Below are 20,785 nucleotides of genomic sequence, written 5' to 3' on the forward strand. Positions count from 1 at the left end.
TCGCTTCGGCATTCAGCCTTGCCACGCCCGCGTCGTCGATAACCTCGCGTGATCGCCTATTAATCAGTGATTCCCTAAGCGGTGTGTGGAGCGCATTCTGAAAATTGTATGTGATGCGCTTTGCCAGAAATCGTATGAATGATCCGGATTGGGTGCCGGATGGCGACGAATTCCCGGCGTTCGATGCATCGCTGCGCTACTGCTCGCAACGCAATGAAACAGCCGACTGGCAATTAATCCGGCGGTTCGCGCGGCGGCCTGACGTTTACGCGCAACAGCCGGGGCGGTGCCCCTGTTAACAATTCGGGTTGCTGCGTAGATTCTCGATTTTTTCCGCCGAGACGATGCGCAAGGACAAGAGCAAGACGAGCGAGCCGAAGGCCCGCTACCGCGTCAGGAACTGGTCGACCTACAACACCGGCCTGATCAATCGAGGCAACGTGTCGATGTGGATTGATGAAGCCGCACTTGAGTGCATACCCGACTTCGAGCCGGCGCGCGGTCGCCCGCGCCTCTACAGCGACGCGCTGATCCAGGTGTTGCTGGGTCTCAAGACCGTGTTCCGCCTGCCGCTGCGTGCGCTGCAAGGCTTCGCGCAAAGCGTGCGCGACTTGGCATTCGCCGCGCTGCCCGTGCCGAACTACACGACGCTCAACCGTCGCGCGCAGACGCTCGAGGTCCAATTGCCGATCGTCCGAGACGGCGACTCGATTCATCTGGTGGTCGACAGCACGGGCGTGAAGGTCTACGGCGAAGGCGAATGGAAAGTGCGCCAACATGGCTACTCGAAGCGGCGCACGTGGCGCAAGGTGCATCTGACGCTCGACGCGAACACCGGTCAGGTACGCGCCGCTCTGATGACCCATCAGGATGTTGCCGACGGCGATGTCCTGGCCGAGCTGCTTGCTCAGATCCCGGCCGGTGAGCAACTCGATGTCGTCGGCGGTGACGGAGCCTACGACTCCAAGGCGTGCCACGCCGCGATCGCCGCGCGCGGTGCAATGCCCTCGATTCCGCCACGCGAAGGTGCCGCTCATTGGTCCGCGAACACGTCGGGCGCGACGTGGCGCAACGATGCGGTCGATGCGATTGCCCGAGCCGGCCGACGCGAATGGAAGAACGCCAGCGGCTACCATCGGCGCTCGCTCGCCGAGAACGCGATATACCGCTTCAAGACGCTCACGGGTAACAGCATGTGGGCACGACACACCGACGCGCAGGCGACTGAGATCGCCATTCGTATGGGCGTGCTGAACCGCATGGCGAATCTCGCGCGTCCGCAATCCGGTCGCATTGCTTGAAATCAAGTACATAGGCATCAAGCCGTCCTTACGCTTGAATTACGCAACAACACCTGAATCAAAACCTCGAAGTTGAGCGATGCGCGGACGGGTACCAACGACTTTTCCGTAGCCGCCTGGATGCAGATGATCGATCTCTGCCCCGCTCGCGGTGCCTGCGAAGAAGCGCATACCCAGGGCGCAAATCGAAGGGTCGCTGATGCCGGTGTTTGTGCATCGCGACCGCGCAAGAAGTCCCGCCGAGGACATCGATCCATTCGTTTCGACCGTGCAACCCGCCGGTGCCGGCGTGAGCGTGGCGGTTCGGCCTCGTCTGTCGATTCGACTGCAGGCCGGACTTCCTGTTCGACAAACCCCAGACACCCCATATGCGCACCGATGCGCCGTGCCAACATTTCGGGTTGTGCACGCAGACCCGTTCGATTCGGCCCGGGTCCAGCGCAATCCCAGCCGCCAGAAGATCTGCGCACTAGATCCACGCAGGTTGCCGCCCTGTCAGCTCGCCAGACTCATCGAAATCAACGTTCTGCTCCGATACTATTGGCTCGTGTAACCTCGCCCGTTCATGCACGCGGTTACCGCGCGCGTGAACGTCGACAACTGACTCGCGGTGCTGCTCTCCATCGCCTGCTGCTGCTGGGCGGCGGCCTGCTCGCGACGAAGCCGGCGCATGCCGCCACCGGCGGTACCCGTGACAGCACCGATTGCCGCTCCCTTACCCGCATCACCGGCGATTGCACCAATCGCGGCCCCCATGGCCGCTCCGCCTGCCGCGCCCACTATGGGACCACCCTGCGGCGGCTGGGGAGCAGGCAGAGATGCCGAGCGTTGCGCGAGGGCGACCGGGTCAACGCCAGTAGTCTGCTTTGCCCATACCTGGCATTCAGCCGTATCGGTCTGCTGCTTTTGCGCACTCTGCTCCTTTGCGGGATAAAAAATCGGCTGCTGCGCAGACGCAACGCCAGCGATCATCAATGCGATGAGGCCAATTGCCGAGCGTGCAGGCCAAGATCGCTGTCGTGCGGGTTCCATGTTTGGCCTCTCTTCCATCCTAATCAATCCAATCACATGACGTCCCACTTCAAATTGTTTCATAAGCATGCAATAGTCGGTTCTGAAAAATTGACTGTTCCTTCAAGAAATCGCTGGCCAAGCGAATCGAGGTGATCCGGACGAAGCGGAAATCATCATCGATGGGCCAAGTGAAGCATTGGACGTCGTAGATTCTCCCCGCGGCGGTGTAAAACGCCTCACACAACGGATGATCGTCGTGGGCGCCAGCGACAGTCCCCGTTCGGCCGTCATCCCAACTGGATCGCGCCGGCTGAGCTTGCATCGAAGGTGCCAGTGCACACACGGAATAATGATTTCCCGATCAAAATGCCATCCATCGAACCACCTCTCCAGACCTTTCCTCCTGCTCACTATCGGCTACCAGTTCGTCAGGCTCACTGCTTTAACCGATCCCAGCAGCCCATTTGCACCAGAGCGTCCACGGTATCGGCATTGCCGCGTTCGTGAATACGTGCGATCGCTTGGCGGCCGAGCATGGGCCGCGCTTTACGCCACCGGCGTTGCTGCGCCGGACGGCGGCGACGGGCGCGACGTTCTACGGATGCGGCAACGTTCACCCCGCCCCGCACGCATGCACGCGGGCCTCGATCGACACGTCGCAAATCTGCCGGAACTCGCTGCGCATCAGCTTGCGATCGAGCCTGCCGAGCGTGGGTGCGCAATTGCCGAGCGAGTAGTAGTTCCAACGTGCGACAAGCGCAAGCAGGATGGCCCCTGAGCGGATATTCGCCTCATTCAGGTTGACCGACGCGATCAACCATGCGTCCTGTAACAGATCGAACAGCGGCGGCGAGAACGCCGGCCGACCCACGTTGCCGGCGCGCCTCGTTTCGAGCGATCGGCCGATCGCGTTTCTGACGAGCGCTGCGTCCACGTTCCGCCGGTGCAGCAGCATCGGGATGTCGGCCTGATCGTCGTCGAGCAGATGGAAAAGCAGATGTTCGACGGCAATGTCGTAGTGCCCGTACACGACGCATAGCTCGATGCCGTTCTCCAGCGCTCGCCTCGTATATGCATTGAGGCGGTCAATGAGGGGCGCGCAATCGACAAGCATCATGTTGGTTCTCCAGCAAAGTGATCGAATCGGCGGCACGGATCGTCGGGAAACGCCGCTCCCTTGCCTCCCATGGCATTGAATGTCGAATGCACGGCGCCGTCGCGGCGCGGTCGCATCGTCGACGGAAACCGCCTGGTCGAACAGCACGCCGCGCACGGATCGCCTTCAGGATTCGCTAAAAGACCAGTTCAAAAAGAACCCGGAAGGGCTGATTACTTTCCGACGAAACGGTCAACCTCGGATGCCTGAACAACGGATCCAGGAATGCCGGCACCTATCATCGATGACGAGCTGTGAGCACCGATCGAACCGCTACTTCCACCGCCCAAACCGCGGCGCAAGCGATACCCTGGGCGCCTGCCGGTCTCGGACCGTGCAGCACTCAATGGCATCCTGCTCGTGTTGAAGACCGGGATGCGATGGAACCGTCTGCCGACCCGGCTGGGCTTCGGCTCTGGAGCGACTTGCTGGCGTCGGTTGCACGACTGGCAGCAGGCCGGGGGCTGCTGCTCGACAAGCTGCGCGAATCTGCCCAGCCCGATTTCTCATATGCGGCTGTCGATTCATCGTCCGTGCGACCCGTGGGGCAGGCCAAAAACCGGGCCAAACCCCACCGATCGCGCGCGACCAGGTCCAGGCACCACGTCCTCGTAGACGCGAACGGCGTTCCTGTCAGCACGATCCTGACCGGCGCGAACCGCAACGATGTCACGCAACTGCTGCCGCTGGTCGACGCTATCCCGCCGATTCTCGGCACTCGCGACGGACCGCTTCGCAAGCGCAAGGTCATCTATGCCGACCGTGGCTACGATTCCGACTCGCATCGCCGCCGGCTCCGCGAGCGCGGCATCAGACCGGCCATCGCCAGGCGCCGCACCGAACATGCCAGCGGCCTCGGCAGGTGCCGTCGGGTCGTCGAACGGACTCATTCATGGCTCCATGGTTTCCGTCGTCTTCGCATTCGCTTCGAACGCCGATCCGACATTCATGAAGCATTCCTCAAACCAGCCTGCTCACTCGTCTGCTGGATCATCTTCAGTCGAACTGAGCGGCCGGTTTGAACTGGCCTTTAAGATTGCCGTTCGCGAGCGACGGCACCAGCCGGTTTCATCCCCGTTTCCGCGGGCCGGCTATCGCCCTCTTCCCAGAAGGTGGCATTAGTCACGCCATGTGCGGCCGGGTCGTAGGTCAGCGGCTTTCCGGCGCGCTTTTGCGCCTCGAAATCGCGCAGTGCACTGAGCGCCGGTTTCTGCAGCAGGAAGATCGCGACGAGATTGAGCCAAGCCATCAGCCCCACGCCGATATCGCCGAGCCCCCAGGCGACGCTTGCGCTCTTGACCGCGCCGTAAAGCGTCGCCACGAGAATCCCGCCGCGCAACAGGAACGTCCAGGCGGTAGCGCTGCGCCCGCGGCTGAGATAGGCCACGTTGGTTTCCGCGATGTAGTAATACGCCAGGATCGTGGTGAATGCGAAGAAGAACAGCGCGAGCGCCACGAACGCCGCGCCGAATCCAGGCAGGGCCGATTCGATAGCGAACTGCGTGTAGCCCGGCCCCGCCTCGATACCAGCGGCACCGGAGAACAGCTTGTCGCCCGTCCGTGCAACGACGTTGTACGCGCCGCTCAACAGGATCATGAAGCCGGTCGCCGTGCACAAGAACAGCGTGTCGACATACACCGAGAACGCCTGCACGAGCCCCTGTTGCGCCGGGTGCTTGACCTCTGCCGCGGCGGACGCGTGCGGCCCTGTTCCCTGGCCTGCTTCGTTCGAATACACGCCGCGCTTCACGCCCCACTGGACGGCAAGGCCGAGTACCGCGCCGAAGCCGGCTTCGAGGCCCAGCGCACTCTTGAACACGAGCGCGATCACGCCCGGCAATTGCTGGATATTCAGTGCGATCACGACGCCCGCGATCAGGATATAGCCGAGCGCCATGAAGGGAACGACGATCTCCGTGATACGCGCGATGCGCTTCACACCGCCGAAGATGATAAGGCCGAGCAGCAGCACGATGATGGCGCCCGTGACAGGCTTCGCGATGCCGAACGAATTCTCGACTGCCGCCGAGATGCCGTTCGCCTGAACGCCCGGCAGGAGCAGGCCGCACGCAATCACGGTCGCGATCGCGAAGATCGCCGCGTACCAGCGCATCCCGAGCCCGCGCTCGATATAGTACGCAGGGCCCCCGCGGTACTGACCGTCGCGACGCTCCTTGTAGATCTGCGACAGCGTCGATTCGATGAACGCGGTACTTGCACCGAAAAACGCGACAACCCACATCCACAGCAGCGCGCCCGGCCCGCCGAACGTGATTGCAGTTGCGACACCCGCAATGTTGCCGGTGCCGACGCGTCCGGACAACGACAGGGCCAGCGCCTGGAACGACGAAATGCCCGCATCGGATGCCTTGCCGGCGCGCATCAGGCGCAACATCTCGACGAAGTGGCGAACTTGCGCAAAGCGCGTGCGCACGGAGAAATAAAGCCCCGCCGCGAGGCAGAGGAAGATGAGCGCGGGACTCCAGACAATCCCGTTGACGGTATCAACCAGTTGATTCATCGATCAGTTCCGAACAGTCGAGTTGAGCAAACGCATTGCAGGTATTCGGGATTCACGATGGCGCAATCACGCTTGCCCGTTCGATCCGCACCCGAATTGTTACAATACTTACATTACCCTAACGCCTCGGAATTCTATTCGGGTATCTGTATTAACCCTATTCCGGAAGCGGTTGATGCTCGCAGCGATATTGTGATGGGCCATCCCGTCAAGCGAACCGGCTCGCCTCGCTCGACTGGAGAGTTCTTCATGAAGACGTGCCGGAATGTCCGATGCGACGTTCATCGCACGGTGCTAGAACCTGTATGTGACCCCGGCCGTGGATACCACCGCAGTCCGCTTTTCGACAATCGGGCTGTCCGCGGCATCGCCCACGAGCGACTTGACGCCCACGGAGGCGACGGTGCTCCAGTTCTTGTTCAGATGGCGAATCCACGCCAGGTTTGCGTCGACGCTCTTGAAGCCGTGCGATATGGAGTACGGCGTCAGGTTGCCGTTGCTGCGGATCGCCTCTGCGTCCGTCACACCGAAGTAGGTACTCATATGACCGTTGTTGCCCCACGTCGTACCGATTCCGACGCGCAACACGTCCTTCTGCGTAAGGGCCGCCGTATAGGCGCCTCCCGCGCGCACCGTCAACCCATAGCCGCTGTGCGTCGCCTGCAACACCTTGACCGACGCCGACCACGGGCCATGCTGCCAGTCGACGAATCCGCCCAGCAGCGCCGTGGTCGAGATGTCGTCGGTCCCGGCCAGCCGATCCCCATCGCCCTCGTCGCGGCCGAAGGCGACCGTCGCCATCAGGCCCGTCGAAAAACCGGCACCCAACGGGAAGCGCACGCCGGTCGAGAGGTCGTTCACGAAGAAGTAGCCCTTTTCGTATTTCAGGATCGGCAGCGGCAAGACGCGATATTCCGATCCGCCTTCGTATTTGGGTGAGACGTTGACGCCCAGGCCAAGCGTCCCTGCCGCATGTGCCGAAGCCGCAAAAGCGGCGCTGACGGAAAACAGCATCGCTGTCCGAATGTACTTCATTGGTTGCCCTTCAATTCCACGTTTAGACAAAGCGAATTGTCGCGACGCACGCGCCGGCGGAACGATGGAAAAATAACAAACGGAGTCGGAAAATTCGGAATATGCGTGGCATGCCGATGCAGGGGACGCACGCGTGCGCGGCTCCGTCCGGATCGAACGGAGGCCGATCGATCGCAGTCGTTCGGAAGATGCGACACGTGTGCCGATGACGTCACGCAACGCTGCGAAAACGCGTGCTGCGGATCCGCCGCCGCACACCATATCGCGATAAAATAATGCTTTTTGATGAGCGCCACTCCGGCCGCTCCCGCTCGCCCTTATGACGCACTATGCGCATCACTCCGGATCGGGTCCCGCGGCGGTGAGCCGCGTCCTGCTGATCGACGATCATCCCGCCATGGTTCTCGCGCTGACGATCATCCTCGAGCGTGATCCGCTGCTCAAGGTCGTCGGCACCGCCGAGACGGGCAAGCTTGCGCTGAAGCGCTATCGCGAGCTGAAGCCCGATCTGCTGCTCGTCGATCTCGATCTGCCGGAGCTGGATGGCCTGAACCTGATCGAGACCATCCGGCACGCGGACGCCGACGTGAAAATTCTCGTCGTGTCATCGCAAAAGGCCGCCCGATTCGCGACGCGCTGCCAGGCGGCAGGCGCAAACGGCTACGTCGAGAAATGCGAGGACATCCCGCAGATCCTGAACGCGGTGAGGGCCACGCTTTCCGGCTACAACTGCTTCCCCGCGATCAAGTCCACCGCCGCGGCCGAAGGCCCGATCTCCCTGTTGAGCGAACGCGAAGTCTGCATCCTGACGTACCTCGCGCGAGGCTGGAGCAACAAGCAGATCGGAGATGCACTCTCGATCAGCAACAAGACCGTCAGCACGCACAAGAACAGCATCCTGACGAAGCTCGGGATCACGAACGTCGTCGACCTCGCGCTTTTCGCGAAAGCGAACGATCTGCTCTGACGCCGGTGGCCGTGCACCGCACGCCTCGTCGTGCGGCCGCACCCGTGCCATCGCACGTGCCGCAACCTTTCACACCGAACGAACGTAGCCCGAGCACAGCGTGACGAGTTCGCGATCGAGCGCCTCGATGTGCTCGAGCACCGGCTGACCGAGCGTCGCGAGCGGAACGTCGTCGCCGTCCTGCACACCGGCTTCCGCGACATTGCAAGCGTGGACCGCGGCACGTGCGCCGATCAGGTGGATGGCACTGCGCATATGGTGGACGATCGACACGAACGCGGCACGATCGCCTTGCTCGATGGCGCCCCGCAAGCGTTCGAGATCGGCGCGGTTCGCATCCAGGATGGTCCCGAGAAGCTTGCTTTCGTGCGCGGCATCCCCCGCCGAAATGCCGTCGACGACGGCCATGTCGATCAGCCCTGTCGCTTCGGCCCGGCTCGCCGCTCCGTCGCGGCCATCGGCGCCTTCGCCTTGTTCCAGCCCGAGCGCGGCGAGCCTTGCGGCCAGCGCAGTCAGGCCGAGCGGCTTCATCAGGCACATGTCCATGCCAGCGCTGCGTGCGTGAGCCAGCATGTCGCGTTGGATGTTCGCGGTGTAGCCGACGATCGGCGTCCTGGCGATGCCGCTTCGCGCCTCTTCGGCACGCAGACGCTGCGTCAGCTCATAGCCCGACATCTCCGGCATCAGGCAATCGGTGACCACCACGTCGAAGGATCCTCGCCACCACGCGTCGAGCGCGCTCGCGCCGTCCGCTGCCGCTTCGACCCGAAAGCCCAGGTATTCGAGTTGCCGGCACAGCACCAGGCGATTGGCGGGATGATCGTCGACGATGAGTGCCGTATGGCCGAGAAACGCGTTCGGCGGTACGGTGTCGATCTGTTGCGTAACGCCGCCCCCCACCGCAGCCGGTGCATCGAATGCCAAACGCACCGTGGTTCCGATGCCGGCCGCGCTCGTGACTTCGATCGTGCCGCCCATCATGTCGACGAGCGACCGGCAGATCGACAGCCCGAGGCCGGTGCCGCCGAATCGGATGCCGATCGATTGATCCGCCTGGACGAACGGCTCGAACAGGTGCGCTTGCTGCGTACCCGTCATGCCGATTCCCGTATCGGACACGGTCACGTCGATACGAACCCGGTTCTCACCGGTTCGCGTGATGCTCGCGCGCAACGCGATGCGTCCCTTCTCGGTAAACTTCACCGCGTTCGACAACAGGTTGCCGACCACCTGCCTGAATCGATGCGCGTCGACCACCGCACCGAGTTGCTCCGGATTGTCGATATCGACTGCGAATTCGACGTTCTTCTGGCGTGCGGGCCCGCCGAATATCCGCGCCATGCCGCGGAGCGCCGCTTCGACATTACACGGCTCCGCGGCCAGCTCGATCTTGCCCGCCTCGATCTTCGTCAGGTCGAGAATGACGGCGATCAACGTCCGCAGGCCGCTCGCCGATTCGTAGGCCGCCTCGATCGATTCGCGCTGCGAATCGACGGAGGCTGGCGACTGTTTCAGCAATTCAAGCACACCCAGGACGGCATTCATCGGTGTACGAATTTCGTGACTGACCGTCGCGAGAAACGTCGATTTCGCCAGGCTTGCCTCTTCCGCCCGGTCCTTGGCCTGCTGCATCGCGCGCTCCAGTTCCGCGCGCTGCGTCATGTCGATCCAGCCGCCCATCGTGCCGACAACCGCGCCCGCGCGGTCATGAAGCGGCGCAAACCAGAAGTAGGCATCCATGCTGCGCCCGAGCGGTCGCCACGAGCGATCCTCGAATACCGGCCGTCCGGTACGCATCACCTGGCTGCGGCGCTCGTCGATCCAGGCAAGATCATCGGCGGCGCACACGTCCTGTTCGAATATCCGGCGGCCGATCAACGCATCGCGGGTCCGGTCGTAAGCGCGCGCAAGTGCTTCGTTGCACTCCAGGAAGCGGCCGTCCCTGTCGATCACGCAGAACGGCAACGGCAGGCTAGCGAACAGGTTGACCTGAAACGCCAATTGCTCCTCCAGGTTCGACTCCGCCAGCCTGCGCGCGCGAATCTGCCTGCGCAGGATGTAGATCCAGGCGATGCTCCCCGCGCCCAGCAACACCATCACGAGCAATGCGACACGCAGGTAGCGCAATCGAGCGCTCCAGATCGATTCAGGAAGTCCCTCCGATTGCCATTTCTGCCTGAGCGTGTTCATGCGCAGCGGCGAGTTGCGCGCAGCGCCCTTGTCGAGAAGCGTGAGCAGCGGCGCGGCCGTATCACGTACCGCGAAACCGATCGGAAAATTCGTGCCGCCGTTGGTCGGGCTGATCACGAGCCGATCGCGATACTTCTGGCGAATCACGTAGCTCGCGGTTTCGATGTTCTGAATGGTCGCAGTCGCGCGGCCCTCCGCCACGTCGCTCATGGCCGCCCACACATCGGCCGCGACAACGATGCGCGCCTTTGGCGCGAATCGCGCCAGTTCTGCGGCGGCGGGATTGCCTGTATCCAGCGCGACCCGTTGATCATCGAGCGAGGCGAGCCCGTTTGCACGCTCCGTATCCACGCGCGTCACGATCACCCACGGCGACATCGCATACGGCGCCGACGACTGCCAGCCGCCCATGTCCGCGTCCGAGCGCGGCACGGCAAGCCGCAATTCGGCGCTCTTCAGGCCGGCAGGATCGAATACCGGCTCGAACGTCAGCCCTGTGAGTTCGCCGATGTCCTTCAGCAGATCGACCGCAAGCCCTGCCGCTGCGCCGTCGGACGTCCTGAACACGAACGGCGGTGAATCGCGCGGCACCGCATAGCGCACCACCGGGTGCGCTGCCACCCAGTTCCGCTCTTCGTCCGTCAGCGTCAGGTTGTAGATTCCGTAGTGATTGGAGATGGCGCTCCATCTCACCTGGATCGCCATCTTCCGGCTCGCGGGGATTGCCGCGAGTATCTGGTCGATCATGCCGATCACGACCCGGTTCCGCGCGGTCGCGGCAAAGCGGAAGTCGTCTGCGTCGAATCGCGCGAAATCAGTGATCCTGACGTTCAGCAGCTGGAGCTGCTCGATTAGATAGTTGATGGCCGTCGCATTGCCGACGAAGCTTTCCGCCTGACCGAACGCGACGGCATTGAGCGCGCTCTCCATCGTCGGAAACGGCTTGACCGTCATCTCGGGATACAAGCGCCGCACCTCCTCCGCGGGCATCAGGTCCGGTACATATGCGAGCACACGTTCGTTTTCCCTGCCACGCTCCGGCACGTAGAGCGAATCCTTTTGCCGGCTCGCGACGACGGTCTGATTCGTGAAATACGGTGCGCTGTAGACGAAACCGGGATCGGCACCATGCCGTTGCATGCTCGCACCGATATCGACCTTGTGGTGGCGCACGGCGTCCCCAAGTTCGGACTCGTTGCCGTACTGGACGATGTCGATGCTCGCGCCGGTTGCCCTTTCAACGATGTTCAGGTACGACGCGCTGATCCCGTCATGACGACCCTGCGAATCGACGATATCGAACGGCTCGAGACCGTGCGACACGATGCCCACCTTGATCCTGCCACTGCGGGCCGCGAGCCACGCCTTCTGATCGGGCGACAGCGTGACGGGCACCTTGATGTCGACTACGGCCGGAACGGCGCCCTCCGCCGCCAGCACGGCTCGGCCGCCGATCGACGTCGACAGCACCATGAAAAGCAGGGCAGCGCACCACCGGAGACGGTAAGACATGATGTCGACAAAACGTTTGAGTCGATTCGGAAGCGGGCCGGGGACGCACACGTGGTGCCCGGCATTGCGCGAGCAATGCCGCTGTCAAAAATGATAGCCGAGCGCGCGTTGCCCGGCACATCGGCCGCGTGCGACACGCCAATGTTCAGACGTATTCGGGAGCCGCAGGCGGGGAGACTGCGACGGATGTCTCGGGCCGCGGCCGCCGAACCTTCTTGCGTTGCCGGATTTCAGCCAGCAAGTGGTGATGCATTCCCCGATACAGCATCGCCAGCGCCTGTTCGAGCACGCCTGCGTCGCGCCATCGCTTGAAACGTCGGTGACAGGTCTGGTACGGCGGGTAATCGGCGGGCATCTGGGGCCACGGGCAGCCGGTTTGCAACACATAAAGCACGCCGCCAAGCACGGCGCGCGCGTCCGTGCGCGGCCTTCCGCGCGACATCCCTGGCCGGCCACCTTCTGCCTCCTGCAGGCAGGCATGGATGCGCCCCCATTCCTCGGGCCTCAGCGCATCGAGCACCGCCAGCGACACGATCTTCGATTTCGACTTCCCTGCCGGCCTCACAAGGTCAGTCCCGCGCCTGTTCGCATCGCCATCCGCGCTGCCCGTCGGGAGCGACCCTGCATTCATCTGCTCAATATTCATGCTTGCACCTGCCTGATCCCGCATCTTCGGTATCCCGGCGATGGCGATGCAACGCGCGTGCGCCAGAATGCTTGCTGACGATTGTGCAAGCGGGGACGGGGCCAGGCAGTGGGAATTTTCCGAAATTCGATGGGAAGTGCTTTATTTCGGAACACTGGTCGCCGGCGGCATACGTCGGGCGGTCCTTGCGGAAACGTGGGAGCATCGCCGCCCGGCTCACTGCCAGCTGTACTTGACATTCAACTGGCCCTGGACCGCCGCGTAGTCACCCAGGTCCGTCTGGATGCCCACCGCTGCCGACACCGACAGATTCTTCGTGCCCTGCCCTTGCATGCCGGTTTTGACTTCCATCCGGTTGCGCGGCAGCCCCTGGCTGAATACATTTCCATCCACGTTCACGGAAGGCGTTGCGGGCCCGTGCCACCAATTCATCTCCGCGAACGGGCGCATCTCACGACCGGTGCCCCGGGACGTCGAGCCATGCAACCGAGCGCCCAGGCGCGTCAGCACGCCGTTATTGATCTGCGCGCCGATCAGTCCCCCCGGCGCGCCGTGCTCGCCTGCGCGGTAATGCGAATACACAAGCTGTGCCTGCGGTTCGACGTAGACCCTTGCATCGTGCCCGTCGTAGATCCTGAACGAATAGCCGGTCTCGAGCGACCCCGTTACCGTCTGCGAGTGATACGAATCCGTCGCGAGGCTCCCGCCCACGCTATTGCTGTACGTCCCGTATGTCAGCCACGCGTCCAAATACGGCCCCGACAGGATGTCCCGGTCGCCGTACCACGTGGCGTACAGGCCACCGTTGTAGCCGGACACGCTGCCGCGGGCCGTTGCCGACGCGTAGCTGCCCGCAAGCGGATTCCACAACTGACGGGTCGACCAGTTCGTGTTGCTGGCGTACATGCCCATTACCCCGACACGCACACTGCCTTTGCCGCCGTCGCTGAAACGCAAGACATCCGCGCCTGCATGGAATATGCGTTCATTGGCACTTACGTCACGACCGTCGCTGGTCTGTGACGAGGTTTGCCGCGCGACGCGCACCTATGCCGCACCGTCAATGCCGTCCACAGCGCCCGATACGATCGTGCAATCGACGTGCAGATCCTGCGGTTGCGACGCAAACTGGAAGTCGATCCCACCAAGCCCACACTGTTGCGCACAAAGCGCGGAGTCGGGTATTTCCTCGACGCCGAGACCGATCCGTTGTGGAGCTGATCGACTTCCCCCCCGTCTACTGTCAGTCTTACAAACTATCTGCAATGTGATTTACCTTGGCGGCAACCAGGTTCATCAAATGACCGATCGACATGATTCGCTGTCCCATGCCTGGAATGACTGCATGCGTTCACCCGCGCTTTCCGGCCGCGTTCGTCTCCGGCGGCATGACGGACATCTCGCCCGCCTGCCGCACGTCGTGCGGCACGGACGCCCAGCCACCGCCAAGCGCCTTGTAAAGCGCGACATACGCGTTCAGCAGATCGACGCGCCCCTGAACGTCCGTAAGCTGCGCGTTGAACAGTTTCTCCTGTGCGTTAGTCACTTCGAGAAAGCTCGAATACCCGCTTTCGTAACGCGCACTCGCCTGATCCGCGTAGACGGCAAGCGCGTCCTTCTGGCTGTTCAGGCTGCCCAGGCGCGCCGCCGATTGCTGCGCACCGACGAGCGCGTCGTCGACTTCGGCAATGGCCTTGAGCATCGCACCCTGGTACGCGAGCAGCGCCTGCTCCCGTTGCGAACGCGCGATGCGTACCTGGCCGCGAATCGCGCCACCCTGGAATATCGGCTGCGACAGGCCGGCCGAAATCCCCCAAATCTGCGAAGCGCCATGCCAGAGCGCACCGGTACCGCCCGCCGCCTGCCCGATGAAACCCGACAGGCTGAGCGACGGAAGATGGAGCGTCTGTGCCGCGCCGAACAACGCATTGGCCGCGACCGCGCCCTGTTCCGCCCGCAGCAGGTCGGGGCGCCGGTTCAACAGGTTGATCGGCGGATCGGCCGCAAGAGGCGGCAGCGTCATGAGCGAGATCGCCCTCCCCCGCTCGATCGGCCCTGGTTCGCGGCCGAGCAGCACAGACAGCGCGTTTTCGATCCGGACAATGTTCGCGCGCAACGGCGGAATCGCCGCTTGCGTCGCGAAGTAGTCGTCTTGCGCCTGGCTCAGCTCCATGTCCGAGATGACGCCGTGCGCGCGGCGCAGCGTGAAGATATCGAGCGCATGCCCGCGCGCATCGAGCGTCCGCTGTGCGATCTCGAGCTGCGCGTCGAGTCCGCGCAGCGTGAAGTAGCCTTGCGCGACGCTCGCCGCCAACGACAGCGCGATCCCGCGCCGCGCATACTCGGCCGCCCACAGGTCCGCCTTCGCCGCTTCGGTCTGCCGGCGAATCCTGCCCCACAGATCGATTTCCCAGTTCACGCCGCCTTGCACCTGGAACCGGTCGTTCGGGCCGTCGAAGCCCTCGAGCGGCGTGCCCGCGAACAACGAGCGCTTCTCTCGGTTCGCCGCGGAAGACGCCCCGACGCTCGGGAACAAGCCGGCGCGCGTCGCCTGCACCTGGCCGCTGAACTGTTCGATACGTGCCGCCGCGATGCGTGCGTCGTAGTTGCTGCGCATCGCCTCCTCGACGAGCGAAGCGAGCACCGGATCGCCGAAGCCCAGCCACCACGCGCCGTCGTGATCGACGAACGCGTCAGCCGTCTCCGCATGCCGGTATGCCTGCGGTGCGGCCGTGACGGGACGCTTGTAGTCGGGGCCGATCGCACAGCCGGCTAGTGCGATCGACAACACGGCCAGAGTCATGCTGATCCGCTTCATTGCGCCTCTCCTTCGTCGATTCGAACGGGCGCGTGCCCTGCCGCCGGCTGTGCGTCGCCGGAGCCGGCCCGGTCGGTCTTGCCGCGCCTGCCGCCGAGGCGCTCGGCCGTTGACGCGATCAAATGGAAGAACAGCGGCACGAACAACAGCGCCAGCGTCGTCGCCGCGATCATCCCGCCGATGATCCCGGTGCCGATCGAATGTCGCGAGTTCGCCCCCGCGCCATACGCGATCGCGAGCGGAACCGCACCGAGAATGAATGCGAGCGACGTCATCACGATCGGCCTCAACCGCAGCCGCGCCGCTTCGACTGCCGCTTCAAGCGGGCTCTTCCCTTCCCTGCGCTTGACCACCGCGAATTCGACGATCAGGATCGCGTTCTTCGCAGCGAGCCCCACCAGCGTGACGAGTCCGATCTGGAAATAGACATCGTTCTCGAGTCCGCGCAGCCAGATCGCGAGGAGTGCACCGAAGATCGCAAACGGAATCGCCGTCAGGATCGACAACGGCAGCGACCACGATTCGTATTGGGCCGCCAGGATCAGGAACACCATCAGGATGCCGAACGCGAACACGGCGACAGTCGTATTGCCGGCCTTCTTCTCTTCGAATGATTGTCCACTCCACTCGAACGCGTAGCCGGCCGGCAAGGTAGCACGCGCCACTTCCTCCATCGCGGCAAGCGCCTGGCCCGAGCTGTAACCGGACGCCGCACCACCCGTCACCTTCGCAGCCGGAAAGCCGTTGAAGCGCGTCTCGAGATCCGGGCCGCTCACGTACGACACCTTCACGAGGCCGGCGACCGGCACCATCTTGCCGTCGCCCTGGCGCACGTAGAGGTTCTGAAGATCCTGCACGCGCTCGCGGTATTGCGGCTCCGCCTGCAGGATCACCTGCCACACACGGCTGTCGAGCGTGTACTGGCTCACATACAGCGATCCGAACAGCGTCTGCAGCGCGCCGTACACCTGCGCGATCGGCACGCCGAGCGCCGCCGCCTTGTCGGTGTCGGCCTCCACGCGCAGCTGGCGCGACGACGACTTGATCGTCGTCATCAGGCTCGCGAGTTCAGGGCGCTTCGATGCCGCCTTGATGAACTCGCGCGTCGTCGCCTCAAGCTGCGCCGCCGTCCCGTTGCCGCGATTCTGCACCCAGAATTCAAAACCGCCCTGTGTGCCGAGCCCCGGAATCGACGGCGGCATGACGGGCACCGCGATGGCCTCCTCGATGCCGCGCAACTTCGGTACGAGCTTGCGCATCACGCCAAGGATCGACAGTTCCAGGCTGCCGACGCGTTCATCGAAGTCCTTCAACCCGACGAACACCGTCCCCGCATTGGTCTTGAACTGACCGTCGATGAAGCTGTAGCCGGCAAGTGCCGACGCGTCCTCGACGGCCTGGTGCTGCCTGAACATTTCCGCGACCTGTTCGGTCGTCTTCTCGGACCGCTCGAGGCTCGCGGCGTCGGGCATGAAGATTCCGGACAGTGCATAGCCTTGGTCCTCCTTCGGCACGAAGCTGCCCGGGATGTGCGCGAAGAGGCCCCACACCGCGACGAGCATCGCGCCGCACAGCACGATCGACAGCGCGGCGCGGCGCATGACCACGCGCACCGCCGACGTGTAGCGGCAGGTGAGCCGCTCGAACATCGCGTTGAACCACGCGAACAGGCGCCACGGCTTGCCGTGCGCGGGCTTCAGCAGTAGGGCCGCGAGCGCCGGCGACAGCGTCAGCGCGACGATGCCGGAGATCGTCACCGACACCACGAGCGTCAGTGCGAACTGCTTGTAGAGCATGCCCGTCGTGCCGCTGACGAACGCGACCGGAATGAAGACGGCCGAAAGCACGAGGACGATCGCGATCACCGGGCCTGTCACCTCCTCCATCGCCCGTAATGTCGCGTCTTTCGGCGACAGGCCGAATTCGTGCATGTTGCGCTCGACGTTCTCGTCGACGACGATCGCGTCGTCGACGACGATTCCGATCGCCAGAACGAGTGCGAACAACGTGAGCAGGTTAATCGAGAAGCCGAGCGCGAGCAGTCCCGCGAACGTGCCAATGACGGAGACAAACACCGCGAGAACCGGAATCACGGTCGCGCGCCAGCTTTGCAGGAACAGGTACACCACCGCGACGTCCAGCACCACGGCTTCGATCAGCGTGTGAACGACCTCGCCGATCGATGCCTGCACGAACTTCGTGGTATCGAGCGATACCTTCGTCGCGATCCCTTGCGGCAGCGTCGGCTCCATCTTCTCGAGCTCGGCACGAACGCCCTTCACCACTTGCAACGCGTTCGATCCCGGTTGCTGGTACACGGCGATCAGCGTCGCGGGCTTGCCGTTGAGCGACGAGCGTAGCCCGTAGTTGTTCAGGCCGACTTCGGCGTGGCCGATGTCGCGAATGCGCACCGCGGCGACGTCATGCTTTGCGGCGCGGATGATGATGTTGTCGAAATCCTCGGGTTTCGCGAGGCGCCCCGGCGTCACGATCGGAAAGCTGAGCACTTGCCCTTTCGGGCTCGGTGTCTGCCCGATGCTCCCCGCGCCGTATTGCTGGTTGTGGCTCGCCACCGCATTCTGCACGTCGGTCGCGGTAATGCCGAGCGCGGCCATCCGGTCAGGCTTGAGCCAGATGCGCATGGCCTTATCCGCGTTGCCCATGATTTGCGCCTGGTTCGCGCCGGGCACGCGCTTGATCGCGTCGAGCACGTAAAGATTCGCATAGTTGCCGACGTACTGCTGGTCGTAGCGGCCGTCCGGCGACGAGACCGCAATCAGCATCAGGATGCTCGACGAGCGCTTCTGCACGTTGATCCCGTTTTGCTGGACCGCCTGCGGCAACTGCGCGAGCGCGAGGTTCACGCGGTTCTGCACCTGGACCTGCGCGATGTCGGGATCCGTGCCGGTGTCGAAAAAGACGTTCAGCGTCATCTGGCCCGTCGGCGAACTGGTCGACTGCATGTAGATCATGTTGTCGACGCCGTTCACCTGCGTCTCGATCGGCGCGGCGACCGTCTCAGCCACCGTCTGCGAATCCGCGCCCGGATAGGTCGCCGTCACAGTCACCTGCGGCGGGCTCAATTCCGGATACTGCGCGATCGGCAGATTGAACATCGCGACGAGGCCGCCGATCACGATGACGAGCGACAGCACAACCGCGAATACGGGGCGCTTCACGCAAAAAGCAGCTAGCATGCGTCCCCCGTCAGTGCGTGCCGGCGGCCGGCGCTTGCGACGGCAACTGCCTGGAAATCGCAACCGGGGCGCCCGCGCTCAGCTTGAGCGCGCCGTCGACGACCACATTGTCGCCCGCGTGAAGTCCCTCGCTGATCAGCCAGTCGTCACCGACCGTGTCGCTCAGCTTGACCGGACGCTGTTCCGCCTTGAACGCCGCCTTCCCGTCGGCGCCGCGTGGCGCCGAAATGACGACGTAGACGAAGTCGCCCTTCGGCCCGCGCATCACCGCACGCTGCGGCACGGCGATCGCCGCGGGGAATGACGCACCGATCACGCTCACTCGCACGAACTGGCCGGGACGCAGCATCCGCTTCGGGTTAGGCATTTCCGCGCGGACGAGGAACGTGCCGGTCTGCTGGCTGTAGGTCGGATCCGTGAACGTAATGCGGCCCCGCTCCGGATAGATCGTCCCGTCGCTCAGCGTGATCTCGACCTCGTACTGGCCGTCGTGCGGTACCGCAAGGCGGCCCGAATCGCGGGCACGCTGCAACTGAAGAAGCTGGTTTTCCGACACGCTGAAATTCACGCGCATCCGGTCCATCGACGACACCGTCGTCAACTGGCTGTTCTGCGCACTCACGTACGTGCCTTCCATCTGGCTCGCGGCACTGGCCATGCCGTCGACGGGCGAACGCACGTAGGTATACGAAAGGTCGAGCTGCCTTGCAGCCAGGTTCGCCTTCGCGCGATCCACAGCCGCCGCCGCTTCGTGCTCGTTCGCGACGGCGTCGTCGAGGTCCTTCGCGCTGAGCGCGCTCCGCTCGGCGAGGGGCTGCACGCGGGCGAGATTGGCCTTGGCACGCGCAAGCCTTGCCTCTTGCTGGGCCAGTTCGGCCTTGGCCGCATTGACCTGCACCTGGAACGGCTCGCGATCGATCTCGAACAGCACCTGGCCCGTCTTGACCGACGCGCCCTCGACGTAGTTCCGCTTGACGATGAATCCCGATACGCGAGCGCGGATCTCGACTTCGTGCCCGCTCTCGGTTTGCCCGACGAACTCCATCACTGCGGGCGCCGTGTGCTCCACGACGTTCCGAGCGGAGATCTGCACGGGTCCAGTTGCGGGGGGAATGCCCGCCGGCTTGCAGCCGGCGAACGTGAGTGTTGCCGCGACGAACGCAGCCACAAGCGGCGTCGTGCCGACTGGATGCTTCGGGCGCTTGCCGTCAGCGACCGGGCCGGAATCCATCATTAGTATTCCTCATTTAATTATCAGGATGAAATCCGCGAATATGTTCCAGCTCTGCGGAGTTCGTCTCGACGAGCAAGTCGAAAGTCGGTATCCGTCAGGGCCGAACGCCGCGAATTTCATCGTGCCACGGCGGCGCATTGAAATGCGCCGGGGCACTGTCCGGCACGCGAAACGGGATGTGCCCGGAAGCAGCGTGCCGGGATGGCCCGCGTGCCGCAAAAGCCGGCCCGCATGCGAGAGCATCGAAGCGCCACGCCACGCCCGCTTCGTTCAGCCATCCGACGCGCACTACATCAGATTGCGGCAGTGGCAGTCGATTGCTCACGCAAGGTAAAAGCGAATGCAATTGTGCATTCGCGGCGGCACGATCAGCACCGGAAAATTCCCAGATTCGTTCGGAAAACGCGGGCAAGCCGCTCGATTCAGGTTACCAATGTCGTTCCGTCGCAGCGGGCAGCGCTGATGCTGCTCGTTTCCGCAGCACTGCTCGCAATGAGCATGAATGCACCGAATGCCGCGACGTCGAATATCGACGCATTGACCGGCGCACTCGGAGCGACGCCACGAACTGCCCGCCGATTCGCATCAGCCTTGTTTTGCGGTGCGCTCGGGGTCATTCTCATCGCGTTGCAATACCACCTGATCGCCAAGGACAACATCTCGAAGCTTGAGGAAGAAGTACTCCTCGTCGCGGCACCCGTAAGCACGACGCTTGATGACCTTGATGGTGTTGTTGATCCCTTCGACGACACTGGTATTGAGCGGATGGCGGCAGCGGGCCACGATTCCGTGCCAGTAACCCTGCAAGCGCTGGGCGAACTTCTGCAGGGCTGCGATCCCGCTTTGCTGAGCCTGTTCGATCCATTGCCCCCAAGCCTTTTCCGCCCAGGCTGGCTTGCGGTAGAACCAGAGCCGTTTGAGTTCGTCGCGCAACACATAGACGCATAACAGCGACTGATTGGCGGCCAGCAATTCCTTCAGATGCACGGCCTGTTCTGGCTTCAGGTTATGACGGTTGCGCAGCAGCAGCCAGCGACTGGACTTCAGGACCTTGCGGGCCGGCTTGTCATGTCGCAGGGGATTGGCCTGATCCACCCGTGCCCGATCGATCACCTCGTGTCAGCGTCGGATAGATACTCCCCACTTTCGTCGAAGTAATTTTCCCCAGTTTTTTATACGACGGCGCCGCAGTAG

13 protein-coding genes and 2 pseudogenes are annotated in these 20,785 nt (G+C 63.4%); 4 read left to right on the top strand and 11 right to left on the bottom strand.

What is annotated here, in order from left to right; translation table 11 throughout:
• Positions 1 to 344: 344 nt before the first annotated feature.
• The gene (locus tag KVT39_RS35390; RefSeq protein ID WP_217591286.1) at positions 345 to 1,301 is read left to right on the top strand and encodes an IS5 family transposase; all 957 of its coding nucleotides are present in this window, start codon (positions 345 to 347) and stop codon (positions 1,299 to 1,301) included.
• Positions 1,302 to 1,838: 537 nt separating this feature from the next.
• Here the strand turns inward: KVT39_RS35390 and KVT39_RS35395 are convergent.
• The gene (locus KVT39_RS35395; RefSeq protein ID WP_254640769.1) at positions 1,839 to 2,273 is read right to left on the bottom strand and encodes a glycine zipper family protein; all 435 of its coding nucleotides are present in this window, start codon (positions 2,271 to 2,273) and stop codon (positions 1,839 to 1,841) included.
• Between the two features lie 655 nt (positions 2,274 to 2,928).
• Complete coding sequence (locus KVT39_RS35400; RefSeq protein ID WP_217591287.1) at positions 2,929 to 3,432, bottom strand: Clp protease N-terminal domain-containing protein; 504 nt, start codon at positions 3,430 to 3,432, stop codon at positions 2,929 to 2,931.
• Positions 3,433 to 3,735: 303 nt separating this feature from the next.
• Between KVT39_RS35400 and KVT39_RS35405 the strand changes: the two are divergent.
• Positions 3,736 to 4,493 (top strand): annotated as a pseudogene (locus KVT39_RS35405) (IS5 family transposase).
• An 8-nt stretch (positions 4,494 to 4,501) separates the two neighbouring features.
• On the opposite strand, the gene KVT39_RS35410 reads toward KVT39_RS35405, so the two are convergent.
• Both KVT39_RS35410 and KVT39_RS35415 read right to left on the bottom strand, forming a co-directional pair.
• Positions 4,502 to 5,992, bottom strand: coding sequence for a sodium:alanine symporter family protein (locus KVT39_RS35410; RefSeq protein WP_217591288.1), 1,491 nt, complete (start codon positions 5,990 to 5,992; stop codon positions 4,502 to 4,504).
• Positions 5,993 to 6,286: 294 nt separating this feature from the next.
• Positions 6,287 to 7,006 carry a MipA/OmpV family protein gene (locus KVT39_RS35415; RefSeq protein WP_254640767.1) on the bottom strand — a complete coding sequence of 240 codons (720 nt, stop codon included), beginning with the start codon at positions 7,004 to 7,006 and terminating at the stop codon, positions 6,287 to 6,289.
• A gap of 382 nt (positions 7,007 to 7,388) precedes the next feature.
• Here KVT39_RS35415 and KVT39_RS35420 point away from each other — a divergent pair, with 382 nt between their 5' ends.
• Positions 7,389 to 7,994: a response regulator gene (locus KVT39_RS35420; RefSeq protein ID WP_368858961.1), complete on the top strand. Its 606-nt coding sequence runs from the start codon at positions 7,389 to 7,391 to the stop codon at positions 7,992 to 7,994.
• A gap of 69 nt (positions 7,995 to 8,063) precedes the next feature.
• On the opposite strand, the gene KVT39_RS35425 is transcribed toward KVT39_RS35420, so the two are convergent.
• From KVT39_RS35425 to KVT39_RS35435, 3 genes are all read right to left on the bottom strand, one after another.
• Positions 8,064 to 11,657, bottom strand: a complete 3,594-nt coding sequence (locus tag KVT39_RS35425; protein ID WP_217591291.1) for a transporter substrate-binding domain-containing protein — start codon at positions 11,655 to 11,657, stop codon at positions 8,064 to 8,066.
• Positions 11,658 to 11,841: 184 nt separating this feature from the next.
• Positions 11,842 to 12,342, bottom strand: coding sequence for a transposase (locus KVT39_RS35430; RefSeq protein ID WP_217591292.1), 501 nt, complete (start codon positions 12,340 to 12,342; stop codon positions 11,842 to 11,844).
• A gap of 216 nt (positions 12,343 to 12,558) precedes the next feature.
• Positions 12,559 to 13,389, bottom strand: coding sequence for an autotransporter outer membrane beta-barrel domain-containing protein (locus tag KVT39_RS35435; RefSeq protein WP_217591293.1), 831 nt, complete (start codon positions 13,387 to 13,389; stop codon positions 12,559 to 12,561).
• Here KVT39_RS35435 and KVT39_RS35440 point away from each other — a divergent pair.
• Positions 13,372 to 13,563: a winged helix-turn-helix domain-containing protein gene (locus KVT39_RS35440; RefSeq protein ID WP_368858962.1), complete on the top strand. Its 192-nt coding sequence runs from the start codon at positions 13,372 to 13,374 to the stop codon at positions 13,561 to 13,563. The two genes, KVT39_RS35435 and KVT39_RS35440, sit on opposite strands and share 18 nt — an antisense overlap.
• Before the next feature lie 130 nt (positions 13,564 to 13,693).
• Here the strand turns inward: KVT39_RS35440 and KVT39_RS35445 are convergent, their stop codons facing one another.
• The 4 genes and pseudogenes from KVT39_RS35445 to KVT39_RS35460 form a co-directional block, all read right to left on the bottom strand.
• Positions 13,694 to 15,160 (bottom strand): efflux transporter outer membrane subunit, encoded by a 1,467-nt coding sequence (locus KVT39_RS35445; RefSeq protein ID WP_217591294.1) that lies wholly within the window; start codon positions 15,158 to 15,160, stop codon positions 13,694 to 13,696.
• The gene (locus KVT39_RS35450) at positions 15,157 to 18,357 is read right to left on the bottom strand and encodes an efflux RND transporter permease subunit (RefSeq protein WP_217591295.1); all 3,201 of its coding nucleotides are present in this window, start codon (positions 18,355 to 18,357) and stop codon (positions 15,157 to 15,159) included. Before KVT39_RS35450 ends, KVT39_RS35445 begins: the two co-directional genes overlap by 4 nt.
• Positions 18,358 to 18,367: 10 nt before the next feature.
• Complete coding sequence (locus KVT39_RS35455; RefSeq protein WP_254640768.1) at positions 18,368 to 19,591, bottom strand: efflux RND transporter periplasmic adaptor subunit; 1,224 nt, start codon at positions 19,589 to 19,591, stop codon at positions 18,368 to 18,370.
• A gap of 585 nt (positions 19,592 to 20,176) precedes the next feature.
• Positions 20,177 to 20,707 (bottom strand): annotated as a pseudogene (locus KVT39_RS35460) (transposase); the annotation flags it as partial.
• Between the last annotated feature and the right edge of the window lie 78 nt (positions 20,708 to 20,785).

The organism is Burkholderia sp. GbtcB21, assembly GCF_019091065.1.
Classification (GTDB): Bacteria; Pseudomonadota; Gammaproteobacteria; order Burkholderiales; family Burkholderiaceae; genus Burkholderia; species Burkholderia pyrrocinia_C.

What these genes read in the sequence shown, in the direction of transcription:
- KVT39_RS35395 (WP_254640769.1), bottom strand. Translation starts at nt 2,273, where the DNA reads ATGATCGCTGGCGTTGCGTCTGCGCAGCAGCCGATTTTTTATCCCGCA.
- KVT39_RS35390 (WP_217591286.1), top strand. Translation starts at nt 345, where the DNA reads ATGCGCAAGGACAAGAGCAAGACGAGCGAGCCGAAGGCCCGCTACCGC.
- KVT39_RS35410 (WP_217591288.1), bottom strand. Translation starts at nt 5,992, where the DNA reads ATGAATCAACTGGTTGATACCGTCAACGGGATTGTCTGGAGTCCCGCG.
- KVT39_RS35430 (WP_217591292.1), bottom strand. Translation starts at nt 12,342, where the DNA reads ATGAATATTGAGCAGATGAATGCAGGGTCGCTCCCGACGGGCAGCGCG.
- KVT39_RS35400 (WP_217591287.1), bottom strand. Translation starts at nt 3,432, where the DNA reads ATGATGCTTGTCGATTGCGCGCCCCTCATTGACCGCCTCAATGCATAT.
- KVT39_RS35415 (WP_254640767.1), bottom strand. Translation starts at nt 7,006, where the DNA reads ATGCTGTTTTCCGTCAGCGCCGCTTTTGCGGCTTCGGCACATGCGGCA.
- KVT39_RS35455 (WP_254640768.1), bottom strand. Translation starts at nt 19,591, where the DNA reads ATGATGGATTCCGGCCCGGTCGCTGACGGCAAGCGCCCGAAGCATCCA.
- KVT39_RS35450 (WP_217591295.1), bottom strand. Translation starts at nt 18,357, where the DNA reads ATGCTAGCTGCTTTTTGCGTGAAGCGCCCCGTATTCGCGGTTGTGCTG.
- KVT39_RS35425 (WP_217591291.1), bottom strand. Translation starts at nt 11,657, where the DNA reads ATGGTGCTGTCGACGTCGATCGGCGGCCGAGCCGTGCTGGCGGCGGAG.
- KVT39_RS35445 (WP_217591294.1), bottom strand. Translation starts at nt 15,160, where the DNA reads ATGAAGCGGATCAGCATGACTCTGGCCGTGTTGTCGATCGCACTAGCC.